The 17,790-nt window shown below is 34.8% G+C and carries 18 protein-coding genes and 2 pseudogenes; 11 read left to right on the top strand and 9 right to left on the bottom strand.

All coding sequences use genetic code 11. The annotated features are described in order from the left end of the window. Positions 1-389: 389 nt before the first annotated feature. The 3 genes from ACJ5H0_RS08540 (at position 390) to ACJ5H0_RS08530 (ending at position 2,453) form a co-directional block, all read left to right on the top strand. A complete protein-coding gene (locus tag ACJ5H0_RS08540) occupies positions 390-1,016 on the top strand; it encodes a hypothetical protein (RefSeq protein ID WP_411248888.1) in 627 nt (208 codons plus the stop codon). A gap of 61 nt (positions 1,017-1,077) precedes the next feature. Next, positions 1,078-1,752 carry a hypothetical protein gene (locus tag ACJ5H0_RS08535; protein ID WP_411248886.1) on the top strand — a complete coding sequence of 225 codons (675 nt, stop codon included), beginning with the start codon at positions 1,078-1,080 and terminating at the stop codon, positions 1,750-1,752. A 329-nt stretch (positions 1,753-2,081) separates the two neighbouring features. Continuing rightward, positions 2,082-2,453 carry a septal ring lytic transglycosylase RlpA family protein gene (locus tag ACJ5H0_RS08530; protein WP_172279995.1) on the top strand — a complete coding sequence of 124 codons (372 nt, stop codon included), beginning with the start codon at positions 2,082-2,084 and terminating at the stop codon, positions 2,451-2,453. 62 nt (positions 2,454-2,515) lie between these two features. On the opposite strand, the gene ACJ5H0_RS08525 is transcribed toward ACJ5H0_RS08530, so the two are convergent. The 6 genes and pseudogenes from ACJ5H0_RS08525 to ACJ5H0_RS08500 all read right to left on the bottom strand — a co-directional run bounded on the left by ACJ5H0_RS08525 (position 2,516) and on the right by ACJ5H0_RS08500 (position 6,982). Next, positions 2,516-3,280 (bottom strand): exodeoxyribonuclease III, encoded by a 765-nt coding sequence (locus tag ACJ5H0_RS08525; protein ID WP_411248884.1) that lies wholly within the window; start codon positions 3,278-3,280, stop codon positions 2,516-2,518. A gap of 87 nt (positions 3,281-3,367) precedes the next feature. Next, positions 3,368-3,748 (bottom strand): MliC family protein, encoded by a 381-nt coding sequence (locus tag ACJ5H0_RS08520; protein ID WP_172279991.1) that lies wholly within the window; start codon positions 3,746-3,748, stop codon positions 3,368-3,370. 119 nt (positions 3,749-3,867) lie between these two features. Beyond that, positions 3,868-5,413, bottom strand: a pseudogene (gene porX, locus ACJ5H0_RS08515) (T9SS response regulator signal transducer PorX). Between the two features lie 134 nt (positions 5,414-5,547). Further along, positions 5,548-5,847, bottom strand: coding sequence for a S41 family peptidase (locus ACJ5H0_RS08510; protein WP_411248882.1), 300 nt, complete (start codon positions 5,845-5,847; stop codon positions 5,548-5,550). A 5-nt stretch (positions 5,848-5,852) separates the two neighbouring features. Continuing rightward, positions 5,853-6,389, bottom strand: coding sequence for a hypothetical protein (locus ACJ5H0_RS08505; protein WP_411248880.1), 537 nt, complete (start codon positions 6,387-6,389; stop codon positions 5,853-5,855). A gap of 179 nt (positions 6,390-6,568) precedes the next feature. Continuing rightward, positions 6,569-6,982 carry a hypothetical protein gene (locus ACJ5H0_RS08500; protein WP_411248878.1) on the bottom strand — a complete coding sequence of 138 codons (414 nt, stop codon included), beginning with the start codon at positions 6,980-6,982 and terminating at the stop codon, positions 6,569-6,571. A gap of 286 nt (positions 6,983-7,268) precedes the next feature. On the opposite strand from ACJ5H0_RS08500, the gene ACJ5H0_RS08495 reads away from it, so the two are divergent. From ACJ5H0_RS08495 to ACJ5H0_RS08460, 8 genes are all read left to right on the top strand, one after another. Further along, entirely contained in the window at positions 7,269-8,495 is a 1,227-nt protein-coding gene (locus ACJ5H0_RS08495; protein ID WP_411248876.1) for an HD domain-containing protein, read from the top strand. Between the two features lie 72 nt (positions 8,496-8,567). Then, positions 8,568-9,599: a UDP-3-O-(3-hydroxymyristoyl)glucosamine N-acyltransferase gene (gene lpxD / locus ACJ5H0_RS08490; RefSeq protein WP_172279983.1), complete on the top strand. Its 1,032-nt coding sequence runs from the start codon at positions 8,568-8,570 to the stop codon at positions 9,597-9,599. Then, positions 9,592-10,989, top strand: coding sequence for a bifunctional UDP-3-O-[3-hydroxymyristoyl] N-acetylglucosamine deacetylase/3-hydroxyacyl-ACP dehydratase (locus tag ACJ5H0_RS08485; protein ID WP_411248874.1), 1,398 nt, complete (start codon positions 9,592-9,594; stop codon positions 10,987-10,989). The genes lpxD and ACJ5H0_RS08485 overlap by 8 nt, the downstream gene beginning before the upstream one ends. Further along, positions 10,990-11,778, top strand: coding sequence for an acyl-ACP--UDP-N-acetylglucosamine O-acyltransferase (gene lpxA / locus ACJ5H0_RS08480; RefSeq protein WP_172279979.1), 789 nt, complete (start codon positions 10,990-10,992; stop codon positions 11,776-11,778). A gap of 35 nt (positions 11,779-11,813) precedes the next feature. Continuing rightward, positions 11,814-12,377, top strand: coding sequence for an elongation factor P (gene efp, locus ACJ5H0_RS08475; protein WP_172279977.1), 564 nt, complete (start codon positions 11,814-11,816; stop codon positions 12,375-12,377). 67 nt (positions 12,378-12,444) lie between these two features. After that, positions 12,445-13,347, top strand: coding sequence for a UDP-3-O-(3-hydroxymyristoyl)glucosamine N-acyltransferase (locus ACJ5H0_RS08470; protein WP_411248872.1), 903 nt, complete (start codon positions 12,445-12,447; stop codon positions 13,345-13,347). Positions 13,348-13,438: 91 nt separating this feature from the next. Further along, entirely contained in the window at positions 13,439-14,311 is an 873-nt protein-coding gene (sucD, locus tag ACJ5H0_RS08465) for a succinate--CoA ligase subunit alpha (protein ID WP_273649044.1), read from the top strand. 18 nt (positions 14,312-14,329) lie between these two features. Continuing rightward, the gene (locus ACJ5H0_RS08460; protein ID WP_172279971.1) at positions 14,330-14,998 is read left to right on the top strand and encodes a porin family protein; all 669 of its coding nucleotides are present in this window, start codon (positions 14,330-14,332) and stop codon (positions 14,996-14,998) included. A 68-nt stretch (positions 14,999-15,066) separates the two neighbouring features. Here the strand turns inward: ACJ5H0_RS08460 and ACJ5H0_RS08455 are convergent. From ACJ5H0_RS08455 to ACJ5H0_RS08445, 3 genes and pseudogenes are all read right to left on the bottom strand, one after another. Then, positions 15,067-16,378: pseudogene (locus tag ACJ5H0_RS08455) on the bottom strand (ABC transporter permease). A gap of 4 nt (positions 16,379-16,382) precedes the next feature. Then, the gene (locus tag ACJ5H0_RS08450) at positions 16,383-17,294 is read right to left on the bottom strand and encodes an ABC transporter ATP-binding protein (RefSeq protein ID WP_172279967.1); all 912 of its coding nucleotides are present in this window, start codon (positions 17,292-17,294) and stop codon (positions 16,383-16,385) included. Positions 17,295-17,400: 106 nt separating this feature from the next. Then, on the bottom strand, positions 17,401-17,751 hold the full coding sequence (locus ACJ5H0_RS08445) for a T9SS type A sorting domain-containing protein (protein ID WP_172279965.1): 351 nt from the start codon (positions 17,749-17,751) through the stop codon (positions 17,401-17,403). Between the last annotated feature and the right edge of the window lie 39 nt (positions 17,752-17,790).

Below are 17,790 nucleotides of genomic sequence, written 5' to 3'. Positions count from 1 at the left end.
TGTAGAGTCTTTAAACTTTACATTATTTTTTTTTTATAAAAAATAATATTGATTTATTTATTAACAATTCTGTTTTTTGTTTGTTTTGATTTATTTTTTACATTGTTTTGATTACCAGTTTGTTGTGTTTCTTTTTTATTCCTTAAAGTTAGGGTAAGACAGGGTGGATTTGAATTTTTAATAATTTAACTCTAACTTTGCAGATGTAATAATTAATACTAGATCTGCAACATTAAATCACAAAAAATAATGGATTAAGAGTAATTTTATTTTTGTTTTTATGATTAATATAGCATAGGTTGGGATATGTAAAAACTATGAATCTTGTATAATAATTATCACAAAAAATAATTAAAAAATTCAAAAAACACGTATGAAAAAAAAATTTATTGACAGCAGTAATGCTGGTTTCATTTGTTATGCTTTCAAAAGCGCAACAAAAAGGAGTTGGTATTAATACAATTTCGCCGGCAGCTACTCTTGACGTAGTAGCAAATGTTAGGGATAGGAATATGGCAGATGCCGTTTTAGTTCCAAGAATGACAGTTGCACAATTGGCAGATAAAGATGAGGCATATCAATCTGCTCAAAATGGAGCTCTCGTTTTTGTTACATCAGGTACTGGCACTCCGGGTAGTAAAACAGAAAACATTAACGGTACTGGTTTCTATTATTATGATGATCCCACCTCAAAATGGACTGCTTTAGCGGGGACTACAGTAGCTCCTACTACTTTTAGACTAAATCTGGCACAAGCTGCTTCTACTTCTTATGATTGGTCAAACTCTGATTTTGATTTCTGGGAATTTACATCAGGAACTCAATTAACATTACCAGCACCCTCTTCATACAATGGGAGAACAATATACCTAAGAAATAATACCGGAGGTACTGTACAATTTAACGGAACAGATGGAGTGGGAACGCCAAAAGGTTTGGCTTCTTTTACAGCGCAAGCAGCAGTTAGAATTTATAGTAATGGAACGACCTGGTATTTATTCTCAGGTAGAAATTAATTATTAAAAACACAAGACGAAATGAAAAAGATTTTATTGGACATAACAGGTTTTTTTTTTATTGCTTTTTAGCGTTAATGGTAATGCCCAGCTTTTGAGTAATGGAATTATTACACCGGCATTAGGAGATACAAATTATTTTATGGATGCCAGTAATTTTGAAGGATTAGCAAATAAAAATTATGGTAGAGGGCTTGGATTTCCCCGTACGGATCTAACAAATTTTAAATTTAATACGGCTGCTATGGAGGATGAAACTATTGTTTCTGAATTTGATGGTATGGTAGTATATAATACAGCAAGTGGAAAGACTCTTGCAGGGCAAGGTATTGTTACGGAAATTTCTCCGGGGTTTTATTATTTTTCAAACCCGGGAAATCCTGGAAATATTTCTAATGGCCGATGGGTTGCAATAGGTGGAAGCTCAAGTAAAACTAATATAACAAATTCTGAAACAGCCACACATACTCTAATAAACAATTCGCAGATATATGCTGTAAAAGGAACGTTTGCGGCTACAGGAACATCTAGTGCGGTAAATATCCCTTCACCAGATGGGATGAAATCAATGTATGGTATTACAATCTACAAGTCGGGTTCAGGAACAGTTTATTCTCGAGATTTGTATTCCTATACATTAGGAACTGCAGAAGGAAATGCGGTTACCGGGTCTCAAGGTATGTCTGTAGTTTATCCGGCAGGAACCTATGATTATGTATTAGAATATTTAAAATAATAGTATTTATCTTCTTTAAAAAGACCAATGAAATATTTCATTGGTCTTTTTTGTATTATATAAAGAATGATTTATTTTTTTTATTACATTGTATATCAGTCAATTATATATTATCTATGGATGATGTGTATCGCAATTAGTTAATTATGTTAACTTTTTGGGGGTATTTTTAACACTTTTTAACAGTGGGTTCTAAAACCCCTATTTGTAAAGGGTTACAGACGTTGTTAACTTTGAATTGGGTTTTTGTTAACAGTTTTTAATATATCGGCTATGGTCTTAAGCAGATTCATGATACATTTGCCAAGTCAAAACCAATAAAATTCAAAATGATGAAAAGATTCATTCTCGTAATCATAATGATGATTTCAGCCTTTGGTATTTATTCTTTCAAGAACAATGCCACAGATGCGAAAAAAACAAGTTATGCATCGTTCTATCACGATAAGTTTAATGGTAGAAAAACTGCAAACGGAGAAATTTTTGATAATTCAAAATTCACCGCTGCAAACAGAACGCTTCCTTTTGGGACTAAAATTAGAGTTACCAATTTAAGCAATGGAAAAGAGGTTACAGTGAGGATAAATGATAGAGGACCTTTCCATTCATCAAGAGCTTTGGATATTTCCAGAGCCGCGTTCGATGAAATCGGAAATACCAATCTTGGTACTATTCCGGTGGAATATGAAATTGTCGATTAAATTTATGATTTATTAAATTTTAAAAGCCAACTGATTCAGTTGGCTTTTTTATTTGAACGTTTTTATATGTCTAATTCCAGCAATGCGGGGCAATGATCTGAATGAACGGCTTCTTTTAAAATAACAGCTCTTAACAGCTTATCCTTTAAAGCATAAGAGGTAAAGTTATAATCCAATCTCCAGCCTTTATTATTTGCTCTTGAATTTTGCCTGTAGCTCCACCATGTGTAATTATCAGGCTCATTATTAAAAAACCTGAAACTGTCTATCAGTTCACATTCTTCGATGAAATTGGTCATCCATTCACGTTCCATAGGTAAAAAGCCGGAAACATTTTTTAAGCGCACAGGATCATGAATATCAATAGCCTGGTGGCAAATATTAAAATCACCCGAAATAATGAGGTTAGGAATTTCTTTTTTAAGGATTTTAATATAATTCAGAAAATCATGACAAAACTGCATCTTAAAGTCTAATCTTTCAATATTAGATGCAGAGGGGACATATACCGAAATTACGGAATAATCATCAAAATCTGCTCTGATAATCCTTCCTTCATTATCATAGCTTTCAATTCCGCAACCATATTCTACATGATTGGGCTGAATTTTAGAAGCTATTCCTACGCCGCTATATCCTTTTCTTATAGCAGAATGCCAGTAACTATGATAACCAAGTTTTTGAAGACTGTCGATGTCTATCTGGTCATTTCCTGCCTTACTTTCTTGAATACAAATGATATCCGGATCAGCAGTCTTTAGCCAACCCAAAAAATCTTTTGTAAAAGCTGCCCTGATTCCGTTAACATTATAAGTGATTAATTTCATACAAAAAATAAATTTTTTCAAATGTAGGGAAATTAAAAAGCCGGCCCTGAATTTCAAAACCGACTTTTTATCTTATTATAATAGATTTTATTTTTTAAAAACTACTTTTCCATCTTTTGTAAGTTCAATTTCTTCTCCTTTTCCTCTCAATTCATAGTGATCATTTTTATACCATATTCCAGATGCGGGCTTTTGACCCTGTAATTCAATCGTTTCTTTGTTGAATACTACTGTTGCTGTGTTTTTGGTGTTATTGAACGTCATTTCCAGTGTTTTTCCACTACTGTCTGTTGAGGTACTTTTTACAATTTCATCCTTACCGGCTGAAACAGCAGCTGAATCAGATGGTTTTGAAGATATTGTATCTACGGTTGCAGTTGTTGCAGTATCTGCAGGAGTTTTCTCCTTATTACATGAGGTTAAAAACAAAGCTGCTATAGCAGCTGTAGCAAAAATGCTTCTTTTCATAATAGTGTATTTAATTATTGTGTATGTATTAGTATACAAAATAGATGCCTTAAAAAAGGGCGGAAAAAATCAATTGATTTTTTCCGCCCTGAACCCAAAATTAATAAACTATGAAAAAACTACTTGGGTTCTAATATACTAATGGGAATAATACATTCTTCTAATGATATTCCTCCGTGTTGATATGTTTCTTTATAATAGTTGACAAAGTGGTTGTAATTCTTAGGATAAGCCAGGAAGATATTGTTTTTAGCAAAGATATACTTAGAGCTCAAGTTTCCTTTGGGTAAAAATAATTTCTCAGGATTGGTGATAGCCCATACATCCCTGTCATCATAAGTTAAACTTTTACCTGTTTTATAACGGATATTAGTGGAGGTTTCTCTGTCACCTACTACTTTGCTTGGCTTTTTCACATATACCGTTCCATGATCAGTAGTAATCACCAATTTATAACCATTTTCAGCAGCGAGTTTAATGATCTTTAAGATGGATGAATTTTCAAACCAGTTATAAGTTAAAGATCTAAAAGTTTTATCATCCCGGATCAATTGGTCTACAATATGATTATCTGTTTTGGCGTGAGATAGTATATCGATGAAATTATAAACAATCACTAATAAATCATTATTCTTGTGTTGATTAAAATCATCATAGATCTTTCTCTCGAAATCTGCATTCAATACTTTTAAGTATTTCATTGATTTGGAACCGAGGCCAATTCTTTTCATCTGATCCTCAAGAAAATCACGTTCAAATTCGTTTTTATTTCCGTCTTCATTATCGTTAAACCATTTATCTGGGAAACGTTTTTCTATTTCAGATGGTAATAAGCCTGCAAAGAATGAATTTCTTGCATACTGAGTAGCTGTTGGAAGAATGCTGTAATAATAATCTTCAGACACTTTATTATAATACTTTGTAAATAGAGGCTCAACTACTTTCCATTGATCATATCTTAGATTGTCTATCATAAGAAGAAGAACCTTACTTTTTTCTACCTCAGGTTTTACTTTATCTTTGAAAAGGGTATGGCTCATAGATGGTTTATCGCTTCCGCTTAACCACTCTTCGTAATTATTTTCAATAAACTTTGCAAACTGAATGTTGGCTTCTTCTTTCTGAGATTGTAGAAGATCTGCAAATTCGTTATCAGTTACCTTATCAAATTTAATTTCCCAGTTTAGAATTTTCTTATAATATTCCGCCCATTCCTGATAAGATTTTAAATAAGAAAGTTCCATAGAAAGATTTCTGAATTCCTGCTGGTATTGCAAAATGGTTTTTTGTTCAACCAGATTATCTTCCTGAAGATTTTTTTTCAATGATAAAAGAATCTGATTCGGATTAACGGGCTTCAGTATATAGTCGGCAATCTGTGAACCTATTGCTTCCTCCATAATATGCTCTTCCTCACTTTTAGTAACCATTACTATCTTTAAGGAATTATCTTTTTCTTTGATCATAGGAATTGCTTCCAAACCTGAAATCCCGGGCATATTTTCATCGATCAGTGTCAATGCAAATTTCTCAGAATCGATAAGCTCCAGTGCTTCATTCACATTATTAACAGGAGTTACCTGGTAGCCTTTTTTTTTCTAAAAATACGATATGAGGTTTGAGTAAATCTATTTCATCATCTATCCATAATATTTTTTCGGACATAATATATATTTTTTACATGGTTATAGTATCAAAAGTGCGACCAACTCATTATAAAATCTGTCAAAATGAACAGATAAAAAGTTAAATTATAGTTAAATGGAAACTCCCTCTACTTCTTATCTTGAGGATTACATCTAGCGGCCGGTTTTTAAATACTCGAGGGCTCTTTCCAAAACCTCATCCTTTCCTGCTTTTATCCCTTTTAAAGTTGGTCTGACAATGATGTCAGGAATAATTCCGATTCTCTGTGTTTCCCTTTGATCAGGATAATAGGCACCAAGGCCGCTAAAGCTGGTTTCCAGGCCTGCAATTTTAAACCGGATAACATCTCCGTTGGCTCCGGAAGTATGACTTCCGATAATTTTTGCTTTAGGATGCTGTTTGAACATCATGGTTGTTGTTTCGGCTTGGCTTTGGGTGTTTTCATCTACCAAAACTACTACATTTCCTTTATAGTATTGATCATTATTTCTTCCGATGCTGTTTTTTCTGATATAAATAATCCCGGATAGGTCGTTTCCGGAAATGTAAATTCATAGTATATACTTGTTTTAGGCAGAATTAATAGACTTAAAGGTCTTATTGTTTGTTTGGGATAATTTCTAAGATCAAAAATAATAGATTCGGTAGTTTTTAAATTTTGGTACATTTCATCCAGATCTTCTCTTTCAATAATTCCCATATTGACAATTCCAATCTTTTTTTCCTCATCATAAAATTGCCATTTCCGGGGAGTAACTTTCTTTTCATAAACGATATCCTTTAATAGATACGTTTTTGATTTAAGTGCAATATTTTGTCTTTCTCTTTCTACTTTGACTTCGATACTGTCTGAATTGGAAAATAGAAAAAGATTTTTTACTTTTTTAATTTTTCCCCAGGTATTTGAAGCCGGAATATATTTTGAAAAGCTGTTAACCATTTGAGAGATCGTTTTACCGTTGATATCATAAATAATATCTCCCGGCTTTAACACAGATTCTTCATTATATTGATTGGAATTGATTTTAGTGACAATAAGTTTCCCTTCTGCGAAGAGTATTCAACAGGGATTCTCCTTCGTATGAGAATCATCAGTTTTTGTTACCAACTCTGCCAATGTTAAATGATAATTGACATCGTTGTCTATCACCAGGAATTTAGGAATCATTTCTGTTAATACATCATCCCAGTTCTGATTTGTTTCATATTTATAAGGAAAGAAATATTCCACAAAATTCCAATATCTGAAAAGCTCCAGGAGTGCAATCTTTTTAGAAATGAATTTGGAACCCGTTGAATCATCATTGCGGAAAAATATTTTTCGGCCCCCTTTCCCAAAATAATAAGGGTACCTACATATCTGTTTTCTTCAATAAATTGTAACCTGTTGGTGATACTTTCAATAAATATATTGTTGTCATTTATCCAGTCCAGATTAAAATTCTTACGAAAATAGACCTTGGTGTTGGTCAGTTTACAGGATTTGCACTTTTCAACAGCACCAAGGCTATCAAGCCATTGAGTATACAAGATATTAAGCTGGCTTTTATCTTGAATGCCGTCTAGCTCATCTATCTTTTGGAGCAATTGCTGATCCCAATTGAATGTGCCGTTAGCAACATGAGGATGATAGTATTTTAAGAATCCCCATATTTTACATAGAGATTCCAGTTTTTGAACTTCAGAGATGGTTTGAGCGGAAAAGATATTATACTGATAAACAGTAGTACAACAATTGAAAACGCTCTCATAAATTATTCGTCAATTATAATTTCAAAGATAAAGATCTCTGCATTATGGTGGGTTATTCTTGAAAGCAAAACCTAAGATTAAATTTCCCTAACTTTGTTAGCTTAATACTTCAGTTTTTCAAATGCAGAATAAGCTAAAAATTATCAACGATCCTGTTCATGGATTTATTAAAATCCCACATGAAATCTTATTTGATGTTATTGAGCATCCTTATTTTCAGCGGTTGAGGAGAATTTCACAGACAGGACTTCTTAATCTTATTTTTCCGGGAGCAACCCACACCAGATTTCATCATGCTATTGGAGCGATGCATCTTATGTTTACTGCTCTTGAAACTTTAAAGCAAAAGGGCGTAAAAATATCTGATGAAGAAGAAAAAGGAGCTATGTTAGCTATTTTGATGCATGATATAGGACATGGGCCATTTTCTCACGCATTGGAAAGCATGCTGATGGATGACTGGCATCATGAAAACCTTTCATTATTATTAATGAACAGGCTTAATGAAAAGTTTGAAGGTCAGCTTACGGTAGCAATTGAAATGTTTCAGGGTAAGTACCACAGGAAGTTCTTTAATCAGCTGATCTCATCTCAGTTGGATGTTGACCGTCTGGATTATTTAAAAAGAGATAGCTTTTTCACGGGAGTATCTGAAGGAAACATCAATACACAAAGGATCATTTCTATGATGAATGTTTGTGAAGAAGGAGAATTGGTGATTGATGCCAAAGGAATTTATTCTATTGAAAACTTTTTGACTGCCAGAATGTTTATGTATTGGCAGGTTTATTATCACAAAACATCAGCATTAGCAGAATTTATTTTGGTGAAAATTCTGGAAAGGGCCAAATATCTGGTTTCCCAGGGAATCGATTTGCCGGCCACTGAAAATCTGAAATACTTTTTATATAGAGGAAAAAGTGCCGCAACCAATGAAGATATTGAAAGGTTTACCCAGCTTGATGATAATGACGTAATCCAGGCGATGAAGTTATGGCAGAATTCCGATGACTTTATATTGTCTTACTGGTGCAGAAGTGTGATTAAAAGAGATCTTCCTAAAACCATTATTTCATCACATCCATTTGATAAAGAATTTGTTGATGAAAAAATAAAAAATACGAACGAGTTTTTTGGAATTGATAATGGGGAAGAATTAGTTCACGAAATTAAGAGAAAACTTTTGCCATACAATACCAAAATGCAACCCATCTATTTGTTACAGAAAAATGGTGAGAAAATAAGACTTGATGAGTCTGAAGACCAGCTTTTATCGGGATTGATCGTTAATAAGACGACACGATATATTTTAACATTTCCAAGAGATTTTTCCAAAATAAATTCTTAAAGAATATTAAAATTATCGATCCGAAAACTAAAAAATGTTTACGAATTATAGAATTTCTTATCTTTGCAGAATATGGAATTTACAGCTTCGCAAATTGCAAGTTTTATTGACGGGAAAATAATAGGTGACGAAAATGCACTTATTAATGGCGTTTCACCAATTGAAAATGGAGAATCGGGACATCTTTCTTTTATAGCTCAGGACCGGTTTTCTCATTATTTGGATACTTCCAAGTGTTCAGTAATTATTGCTTCAGAAAAACTTCTTGTAAAAGATAGTTATACTCCTACTATTATTGCCGTAAAAGATGCATATCTGTCCTTTCAGGTTCTTATGAATCTGTATCAGGAAATGCAAGGAAAAAAAGAAGGAATCGAAGATGGAGCATCTATTCACGATACCGCTGTAATAGCAGATAAAGTATATATTGGAGCATTTACCTATGTTTCAGAAAAAGCTAAAATCGGAGAGGGGACACAAATCTATCCACAAGTATACATCGGAAAAGGTGTTAAAATTGGAAAGAACTGCAAAATAGATAGCGGAGCAAGAATCTATGATTATTGTGTTATTGGGGATAATTGTGTTATCCATTCCAATACGGTAGTAGGGGGAGATGGATTTGGTTTTCAGCCAACAGCAGAAGGATTTAAAAAAATTCCACAACTTGGGAACGTTATTATTGAAGATGATGTGGAAATTGGTTCAAACTGTAGTATAGACAGGGCTACCATTGGATCTACCATTATTGGAAAAGGAACAAAAATAGATAACCTGATTCAGATTGCACATAACGTTAAGATTGGTCAGAATAATGTAATTGCAGCCCAGGCCGGAATTGCAGGCTCTACAACGATCGGAGACTGGAACCAGATTGGAGGACAGGTAGGTGTAGTTGGTCATATTAAGATCGGCAATCAGGTGAAAATTCAGGCTCAGAGTGGAGTGAACTCCAGTGTAGGTGATAAAGAAACTTTATACGGTTCACCTGCAATCAGTTATAATGACTATTTGAGAAATTATGTTCATTTCAGGAATTTTACTGAAATCGTAGGAAGAATAAATAATCTTGAGAATACCTCAAAAGATAATACTAATGAGTGATATGCAAAAAACACTTCAGCAAGAGGTAACTCTTTCTGGAATTGGCCTTCATACTGGTAAAGAAGTAAAACTTACCATTAAACCTGCTAAAGAAAATACAGGTTTTGTTTTTGTAAGAACCGATTTAGAGGGGCACCCTCAGGTTGAAGCAGATGTTAACTATGTTGTAGCAACAGAAAGAGGGACAACCTTAGAAAAGCTAGGCGTTAAAATTAACACATGCGAGCATCTTCTTGCAGCTTTAGTAGGCTGCGATGTCGATAACGCTATATTGGAGATGGATGCTTCAGAACCTCCTATTATGGATGGATCTTCAAAGTTTTTTGTTGAAGCTATCGAAAGTGTAGGGGTAGTTGAGCAGACCATTGCCCGAGAATACCTTGTGGTAAAAGAAGTTCTTAGCTATACAGATCCTGCAACAGGTTCTGAGATTACCATTATTCCATCTGATAACTACGAAATTACAACGATGGTAGATTTTGGAACTAAAGTATTAGGTACCCAAAATGCCACACTTAAAAATATCTCTGAGTTTAAAGAGGAAATTTCATCAGCAAGAACATTCAGCTTCTTACATGAACTGGAAATGCTTTTAGATCATGGTCTTATAAAAGGAGGTGATATTTCTAATGCAATTGTTTACGTTGATAAGGATTTAACTCCGGATACCACAGAAAAACTTAAAAAAGCATTTGGTAAAGACAATGTTTCTATCAGACCAAATGGTATTCTTGATAACCTTACTTTAAATTATCCTAATGAGGCAGCAAGACATAAATTACTTGATGTAATTGGTGATCTGGCTTTAGCTGGTGTTAAAATAAAAGGTAAAGTTATCGCAAATAAACCAGGACATTTCGTGAATACTCAATTTGCAAAAAAACTGAATCGTCAGTGGAAACTGCAAAAAAAGAAAAATGTGCCTGATTTTGATCTTACAAAAGAACCGGTTTTTGATATTAACGGAATCATGAAACTGATGCCTCACAGACCTCCGTTCTTATTGATCGATAAGGTTCTGGAGCTTTCGGATTCTCACGTAGTAGGTTTGAAAAACGTTACAATGAATGAACCATTCTTTGTTGGGCATTTTCCAAAGGAACCTGTAATGCCGGGGGTTTTGCAAGTAGAAGCTTTAGCTCAGACCGGAGGAATTTTGGTTCTTGCAAGTGTTCCGGATCCTGAAAACTATTCTACTTATTTCATTAAAATGGATAAAGTAAAATTCAAAAGAAAAGTAGTTCCGGGAGATACGATGATTTTCAAAATTGAATTGATAGAGCCGATCAGAAGAGGTATCGTTCATATGCAGGGATACGGATATGTAGGAGATACAGTGGCTGTAGAAGCCGAATTAATGGCTCAAGTTGCAAAAAATAAAGTTGACTAAATGGTTCATCAATTAGCTGCCGTAGATAAACGTGCAAAAATCAGCAAGAACGTAATCGTAGAACCTTTTACTACTATTGCAGGGGACGTGGAAATTGGAGAAGGAAGCTGGATAGGTCCCAATGTTACCATTATGGATGGAGCTAGAATAGGGAAGAATTGCAGGATTTTTCCGGGAACTGTAATTTCTGCGATTCCGCAGGATTTAAAGTTTGATGGTGAAGATACTCAGGTAATTATCGGTGACGAGACTACAATCAGAGAGTGTGTTACCGTAAACAGGGGTACTAAAGCTCTAGGCTATACCAAAATAGGTAAAAACTGTCTGATTATGGCTACTTCTCATATTGCACACGATTGTGTAATTGGAGATCATGTTATCATAGTAAACGGTTGCGGTATTGCCGGTCACGTAGAAATAGGTGACTATACGGTAATGGGAGGACTAAGTGCTGTTCATCAGTTTGGGAAAATAGGAAAACATGTAATGATCTCTGGGGGTACATTGGTAAGAAAAGATATTCCTCCTTACGTAAAAGTTGCGAGAGAACCGATGTCTTATGCAGGGATCAATTCAGTAGGTTTAAGAAGAAGAGGATTCACAAATGAGAAAATTTTTGAGATCCAAAAGATCTACAGAGCTATTTTCCAGATGAAGATGAATGTGTCTCAGGCAATTAGTCATATTGAAAAAGAAATGCTACCAACGGCTGAAAGAGATGAAATCCTTCAGTTTATACAAAACTCTCCAAGAGGTATCGTAAAAGGTTATGGTACTGGAAAAGAGTAACTCATTTAAAAATAAAAAGATAATATAAAAAATTAATGGCAACAAGTAACGATATCAGAAAGGGACTTTGCATTGAATATAGCAATGATATTTTCAAGGTAATTGAATTTCTTCACGTAAAACCAGGAAAAGGACCTGCTTTTGTTAGAACCAAATTAAAATCTGTAACTAATGGAAAAGTAATTGATAATACTTTTTCAGCGGGACATAAAATAGATGAAGTAAAAGTAATTACCAGAAAATTCCAGTATCTTTATGATGATGAGAATGGATTCCACTTCATGAACAATGACGACTTTTCCCAGTTGTATATCAATAAGGAAATGATTGAAAACGCTCAGTTTATGAAGGCTGGTGAAGAAGTTACAATTATCCTGAAAGAAGCTGATGAAACTCCTCTTTCTGCTGAACTTCCACAATCTGTATTTTTAGACGTAATTGAAGCAGATCCGGGAGTGAAAGGGAATACTGCTACGAATGCTCTTAAGAATGCAATCGTTGAAACAGGAGCAAGAGTAATGGTTCCACTGTTTATTGAGCCGGGAGACAAAATCAAAGTAAATACTGAAGACGGTACTTATTTAGAAAGAGTAAAATAACAATATAATCTACATAAATTCGGTCTGCACCTGCAGTCCGAATTTTATTTTATAATAAGATTAATGTATGAGATTCCATTCTCCACAAAAGCTTAAAACAATAGCTGATTTAATTGGGGCAAGATTTATTGGCTCCGAAGATTTTGAAGTGTTGGGAACCAATGAGATTCATAGGGTAACCCCTGGGGATATTGTATTTGTTAACCACCCGAAATATTATGACAAAGCACTGAATTCGGCAGCAACGGTCATTCTTATCGATAAAGAGGTTGAGTGCCCGGAAGGAAAAGCTCTTCTTGTTTCTGAAGATCCGTTCAGGGATTTTAATTTTATCAATACTCATTTTACAAGAATATACAATTTTACAGAAGAATTACATGATGTTGAAATTGGAGAAGGAACCAGAATTCATCCTTCTGCAGTGATTGGCAATAATGTGAAGATAGGGAAGAATACCCATATATTCCCCAATGTTGTGATTGGTGACAGGACCGTGATCGGTGATAATGTTATTATTCAATCCGGAACGGTATTGGGAGGTGATGCATTTTATTACAGAAAGCTGAATGGTAATTTTGATCGTCTTATTTCAGTAGGAAATGTTATTATTGAAAATAACGTTGAAATTGGTAATAATTGTACTATAGACAGAGGTGTTACGGATTCTACCATAATAGGAGAAGGCTCTGTATTAGACAATCTGATTCAGATAGGTCATGATACCATAATTGGTAAAAGATGTTTGATTGCTTCTCAGGTAGGAATAGCAGGATGTTGTATTGTTGAAGATGAGGTCACCATGTGGGGGCAGGTTGGAGTTGCATCAGGGATCAGACTGGAGAAAGGAACCATCCTTCTGGCCAAGGTGGGAGTGAACAGAGACCTGACTAAAGGAACCTATTTTGGAATGATTGCAGAAGAATTTCGTGAGTATTTGAAGAAAGAGGTAAAGCTGAGAAATCTCAAATAAACAATTCTTTTGGATTAGTCTAAAATCAAAGAAATTTAAGTAAATTTGTGAGCATTAATAAAATAGTAAATAAATTAAAAACAACAATAAAATGTCAATTTTAGTAAACAAAGATTCTAAAGTAATTGTACAAGGATTTACAGGAAACGAAGGTACTTTCCATGCTGGTCAGATGATTGAATACGGAACCAACGTAGTAGGTGGTGTTACTCCGGGAAAGGGAGGAAGCGAGCACTTAGGAAAGCCTGTATTTAATACGGTTGCTGATGCTGTTCAAAAAGCTGGAGCTAACGTAAGTATTATTTTCGTACCACCTGCATTTGCTGCTGATGCTATTATGGAAGCTGCTGAAGCTGGAATTAAAGTTATCGTATGTATTACTGAAGGAATTCCTGTAGCGGATATGGTAAAAGTAAAATCTTACATCGCAGACAGAGACTGTAGATTGATCGGTCCGAACTGCCCTGGGATTATTACTTCAGAAGAAGCTAAAATTGGTATTATGCCAGGTTTCGTTTTCAAGAAAGGTAAAGTAGGTATCGTTTCTAAATCTGGTACTCTTACTTACGAAGCTGCTGACCAGGTTGTAAGAGCTGGTTTTGGTATTTCAACAGCTATCGGTATTGGTGGAGATCCAATTATTGGAACTACAACAAGAGAAGCTTTGGAGTTGTTTATCAATGACCCTGAAACAGAAGCAGTAGTGATGATTGGTGAAATTGGTGGTGGACTTGAAGCTGAAGCTGCAAGATGGTACAAAGCAAGTGGTTCTACTAAACCTGTAGTAGGTTTTATTGCAGGACAAACGGCACCTAAAGGAAGAACAATGGGACATGCTGGTGCTATTGTAGGTGGAGCTGAAGATACTGCTCAGGCTAAAATGGAAATCATGAGAGAAAATGGAATTAACGTTGTAGATTCTCCTGCTGACATTGGCGTTACTGTAGCTAAAGTGCTAGGATAAACCATAAAACAAAACAATATGAAAAAACTTTTATTAGCCTCTGCCCTGGCTTTCACTACCTTGTCTTTTGCTCAGATTAATTTCAGCGGGACAAGATTCGGTATCACGGCAGGAGGAAACTATTCCCGGGTGCAAAATGCGCACAACCCTTCCGGTCCCCGATACGCAGTACAGGCAGGAGCCTTAGCTTTGATTCCTGTTGGAAAGGGAAACCAATTCTATATCCAACCTGAAGTTTTGTACTACGGTGCAGGGGAAACAGGAAAAGATAAAGATGTTAAAGGAAGAGACGGATATGATGCGGTATATGCCAATAATTATCTAAGTGTACCTATCTATTTCAAAGGATATTTTTCAGAGGCAGAATCTGAATTTTTTGGAATGATAGGCCCTCGATTTAATTTTTTGCTAAATCAAAATGTTAAAAATGTTCCTGTAAGCAGACCATACTATGATCCGGATGTAACAGATCCAAAAAATCCGGGAGTAAGTGGCAAAGCAAACAGTTTTAATTTTGGACTGGGTGTAGGAGTAGGATATAGCTATAAGAGACAACTCGAACTAGCTTTAAAATACGATTTTGGATTTTCAAATACCTATCCTGATTTGGGAAAAGAACCTGGTGGAACTAGCAAAAGTAAGTCTGAACAAGTTCTTAGTGTAAGCTTAAGTTACATATTCAACTAAGACAACACTTAAAATAAAAAAATAACCCCGGAACCATTTTCCGGGGTTATTTTTTTGACTATATAGAATTAATTTCTAATCCATTTCCAAAGCTCCTTAAGCGTTGCTTTATTTCCATACATTAAAATACCGACTCTATAGATTTTACCGGCTAAAAAGATCATAAAAAAATGTTGTCACTACTAACAGTGTTATTGACAGTGCGATTTGCCATGCAGGAACTCCAAAAGGAATTCTGGCAATCATAGCGACAGGAGACGTGAAAGGAATCATGGATAGCCAGAATCCCAGCGGACCGTCAGGGTTATTCATTAATGAAAAGCTGCCATACATCCCCAAAGTTAATGGCAATATAGCAAATAAGGTAAACTGCTGTGTTTCTGTCTCATTGTCCACGGCAGAACCAATGGCAGCGTATACAGAACTGTAAAAGATATATCCAAGAAGGAAGAAAACAATAAATACAAAAATAATCAAAGGAAAATTAAGTTCAAGCAGACTATGGGAAACCTGTGTAGCGATTTGTGTTACATCCAGTTTACTTGCCATTCCTTCGCTTCCTCCGGGAATGTTTTTCTGAATAGATGAAAAGCCGGTATTTAATACCAGGGCTCCGATAACGGACATGGTAATCCAGATGATAAACTGAGTTAAAGCTACCATCGTTACTCCCAAAATTTTCCCCATCATAAGCTCAAACGGCTTTACGGAAGAAATAATGATTTCCACCACTCTGTTATTCTTTTCCTCAAGTACACTTCTCATTACCCGTACTCCATAGATAATAATGAACATGAAAGTTACGTACATCAAAACCATACTTAGTCCGGATTTTACCCCGAAAGTAAGGTCAGAATCCTCTTTATTATCTTCAGAAACATTAATTGTTTTTAAAGAGAAGCTTTTATCAAGATTATTGAGCTGGGTTTCTGCAATACCCAATTCTTTGATTTTTTCCTTTTTAATGACATTTGAAATATCTGAAACGATACGTTGCTTAGTATCAAAACCTATTTTGCTGTTGATGACAAGCCTTGTGTTTTTTTCAAGATCATCAAAATTATGATTATTCAGTTCAGGTAGAATAAGAATTCCATCCAAAGATTCATTTCCTTTTAGTGTACTTATCTTTGATTTTTCTTCTGCAGCAGGAACAAAAATATAATTGAGTTTGGAATCTGAAGGTAGCTGATCCTTGAATAAGCCACTTCGGTCTACTACTTCAATGACGTTATGCGATTCATTGGCTTTAAACATCAGGCCTATAATTGCTCCAAAAGCAATGATCATAAGAGGAGCAAGTAAAGTTAATATAATGAAGGATTTCTTCTTGACCTGTGTAAGGAATTCCCTTTTGGTTATTAAAAAAATATTATTCATAAAATTAAGAATGATGGCCTACAGCGTTAATAAATACTTCATTCATGCTCGGAATTCTTTCGTCAAATGATCTGACTTTTCCTACATGTACCAAATCTAAAAGGATGTTGTTCTGATCACTTTCGTTTTTCAGATCAAAAGAAACAAGATCATTTTCATTTGAGAAATTAAACACCTCATATTTCTGTTTGAATGTCTCAAAATTTGAATCATTTACAGCAGAAAGGGTAATACCGAAGATGTTCTTTTTGAATTTTTCCCTAACGTCGAAAACTCTGCCATCCAAAACTTTTTTCGAATTGTCGATCAGTGCTACATAGTCGCACATCTCTTCTACACTTTCCATTCTGTGGGTTGACAGAATGATGGTGGTTCCGTTATTTTTAAGATCAATAATCTGATCCTTTATTAAATTTGCATTTACGGGGTCAAAACCTGAAAAGGGCTCATCGAGAATAAGTAAATGGGGTCTGTGCAATACCGTAACCACAAACTGGATTTTTTGTGCCATCCCTTTCGAAAGCTCGGAAAGCTTTTTCTTCCACCACTGATCAATATTAAGTTTTTCAAACCATTTCTTTGCTTCACTGAGAGCATCATTTTTGCTCATTCCTTTTAGTTCTGCGAAGTAAAGAATCTGATCTCCTACACTCATATTTTTATACAAACCTCTTTCTTCAGGCATGTAACCGATATTTTTGATGTGATCGGGATTTAACTTCTCTCCATTGATGAATATAGTTCCGGAGTCTGCCTGGGTAATTTGATTGATGATACGGATAAATGATGTTTTTCCCGCTCCATTTGGGCCTAAAAGACCATAGATGCTCCCTTTTGGGACATGTATGCTAAAATCATCCAATGCGGTTTTTTTTCCGGCATTGTAGGTTTTAGTAATATGTTCAGCTTTTAGCATTAAATTGTTTTTTTACTATTAGTATAAAAATGTCCCGAAAGTTACGGAATAATTAAAAGGACTACTAACGTAAAAGAAAAAATCCTGATGATTATCAGGATTTAATTTATTGTTTTACGATCTGGGTAACTTTTTGAGTGTTGTCACTTAAAATGTAACGGATCAAATATTTACCGGGTTTTAATTTTTCAATATTAATTTCTCCCGAATTCATATTAACCGCATAAGTGGCAACCTGTGTACCAAGAATAGAATAGAATGTAACATTTTTAACCTTCAAAGAAGGGTCTTTTGCTCGAATAATGAGGAAATCTTTCGCAGGATTAGGGTAAGCAATAAAAACTCCATCATCAGATTTTTGTGAGATGGAACCAGGCTCCCTGAGTTGTGCATTTAGATTGCTGGAAAATCCAACAAAAGTGCCTGCGAAAAGAAATAAAAGTAAAAGTTTTTTCATCAAAATATAATTTCTCAAGTATTTATAAAACAAAAATAT

The sequence above is a fragment of the Chryseobacterium proteolyticum genome (genome assembly GCF_046591535.1).
In the GTDB taxonomy this organism is placed as follows: domain Bacteria; phylum Bacteroidota; class Bacteroidia; order Flavobacteriales; family Weeksellaceae; genus Chryseobacterium; species Chryseobacterium proteolyticum.
This window is presented reverse-complemented; position numbering and strand designations above follow the sequence as displayed.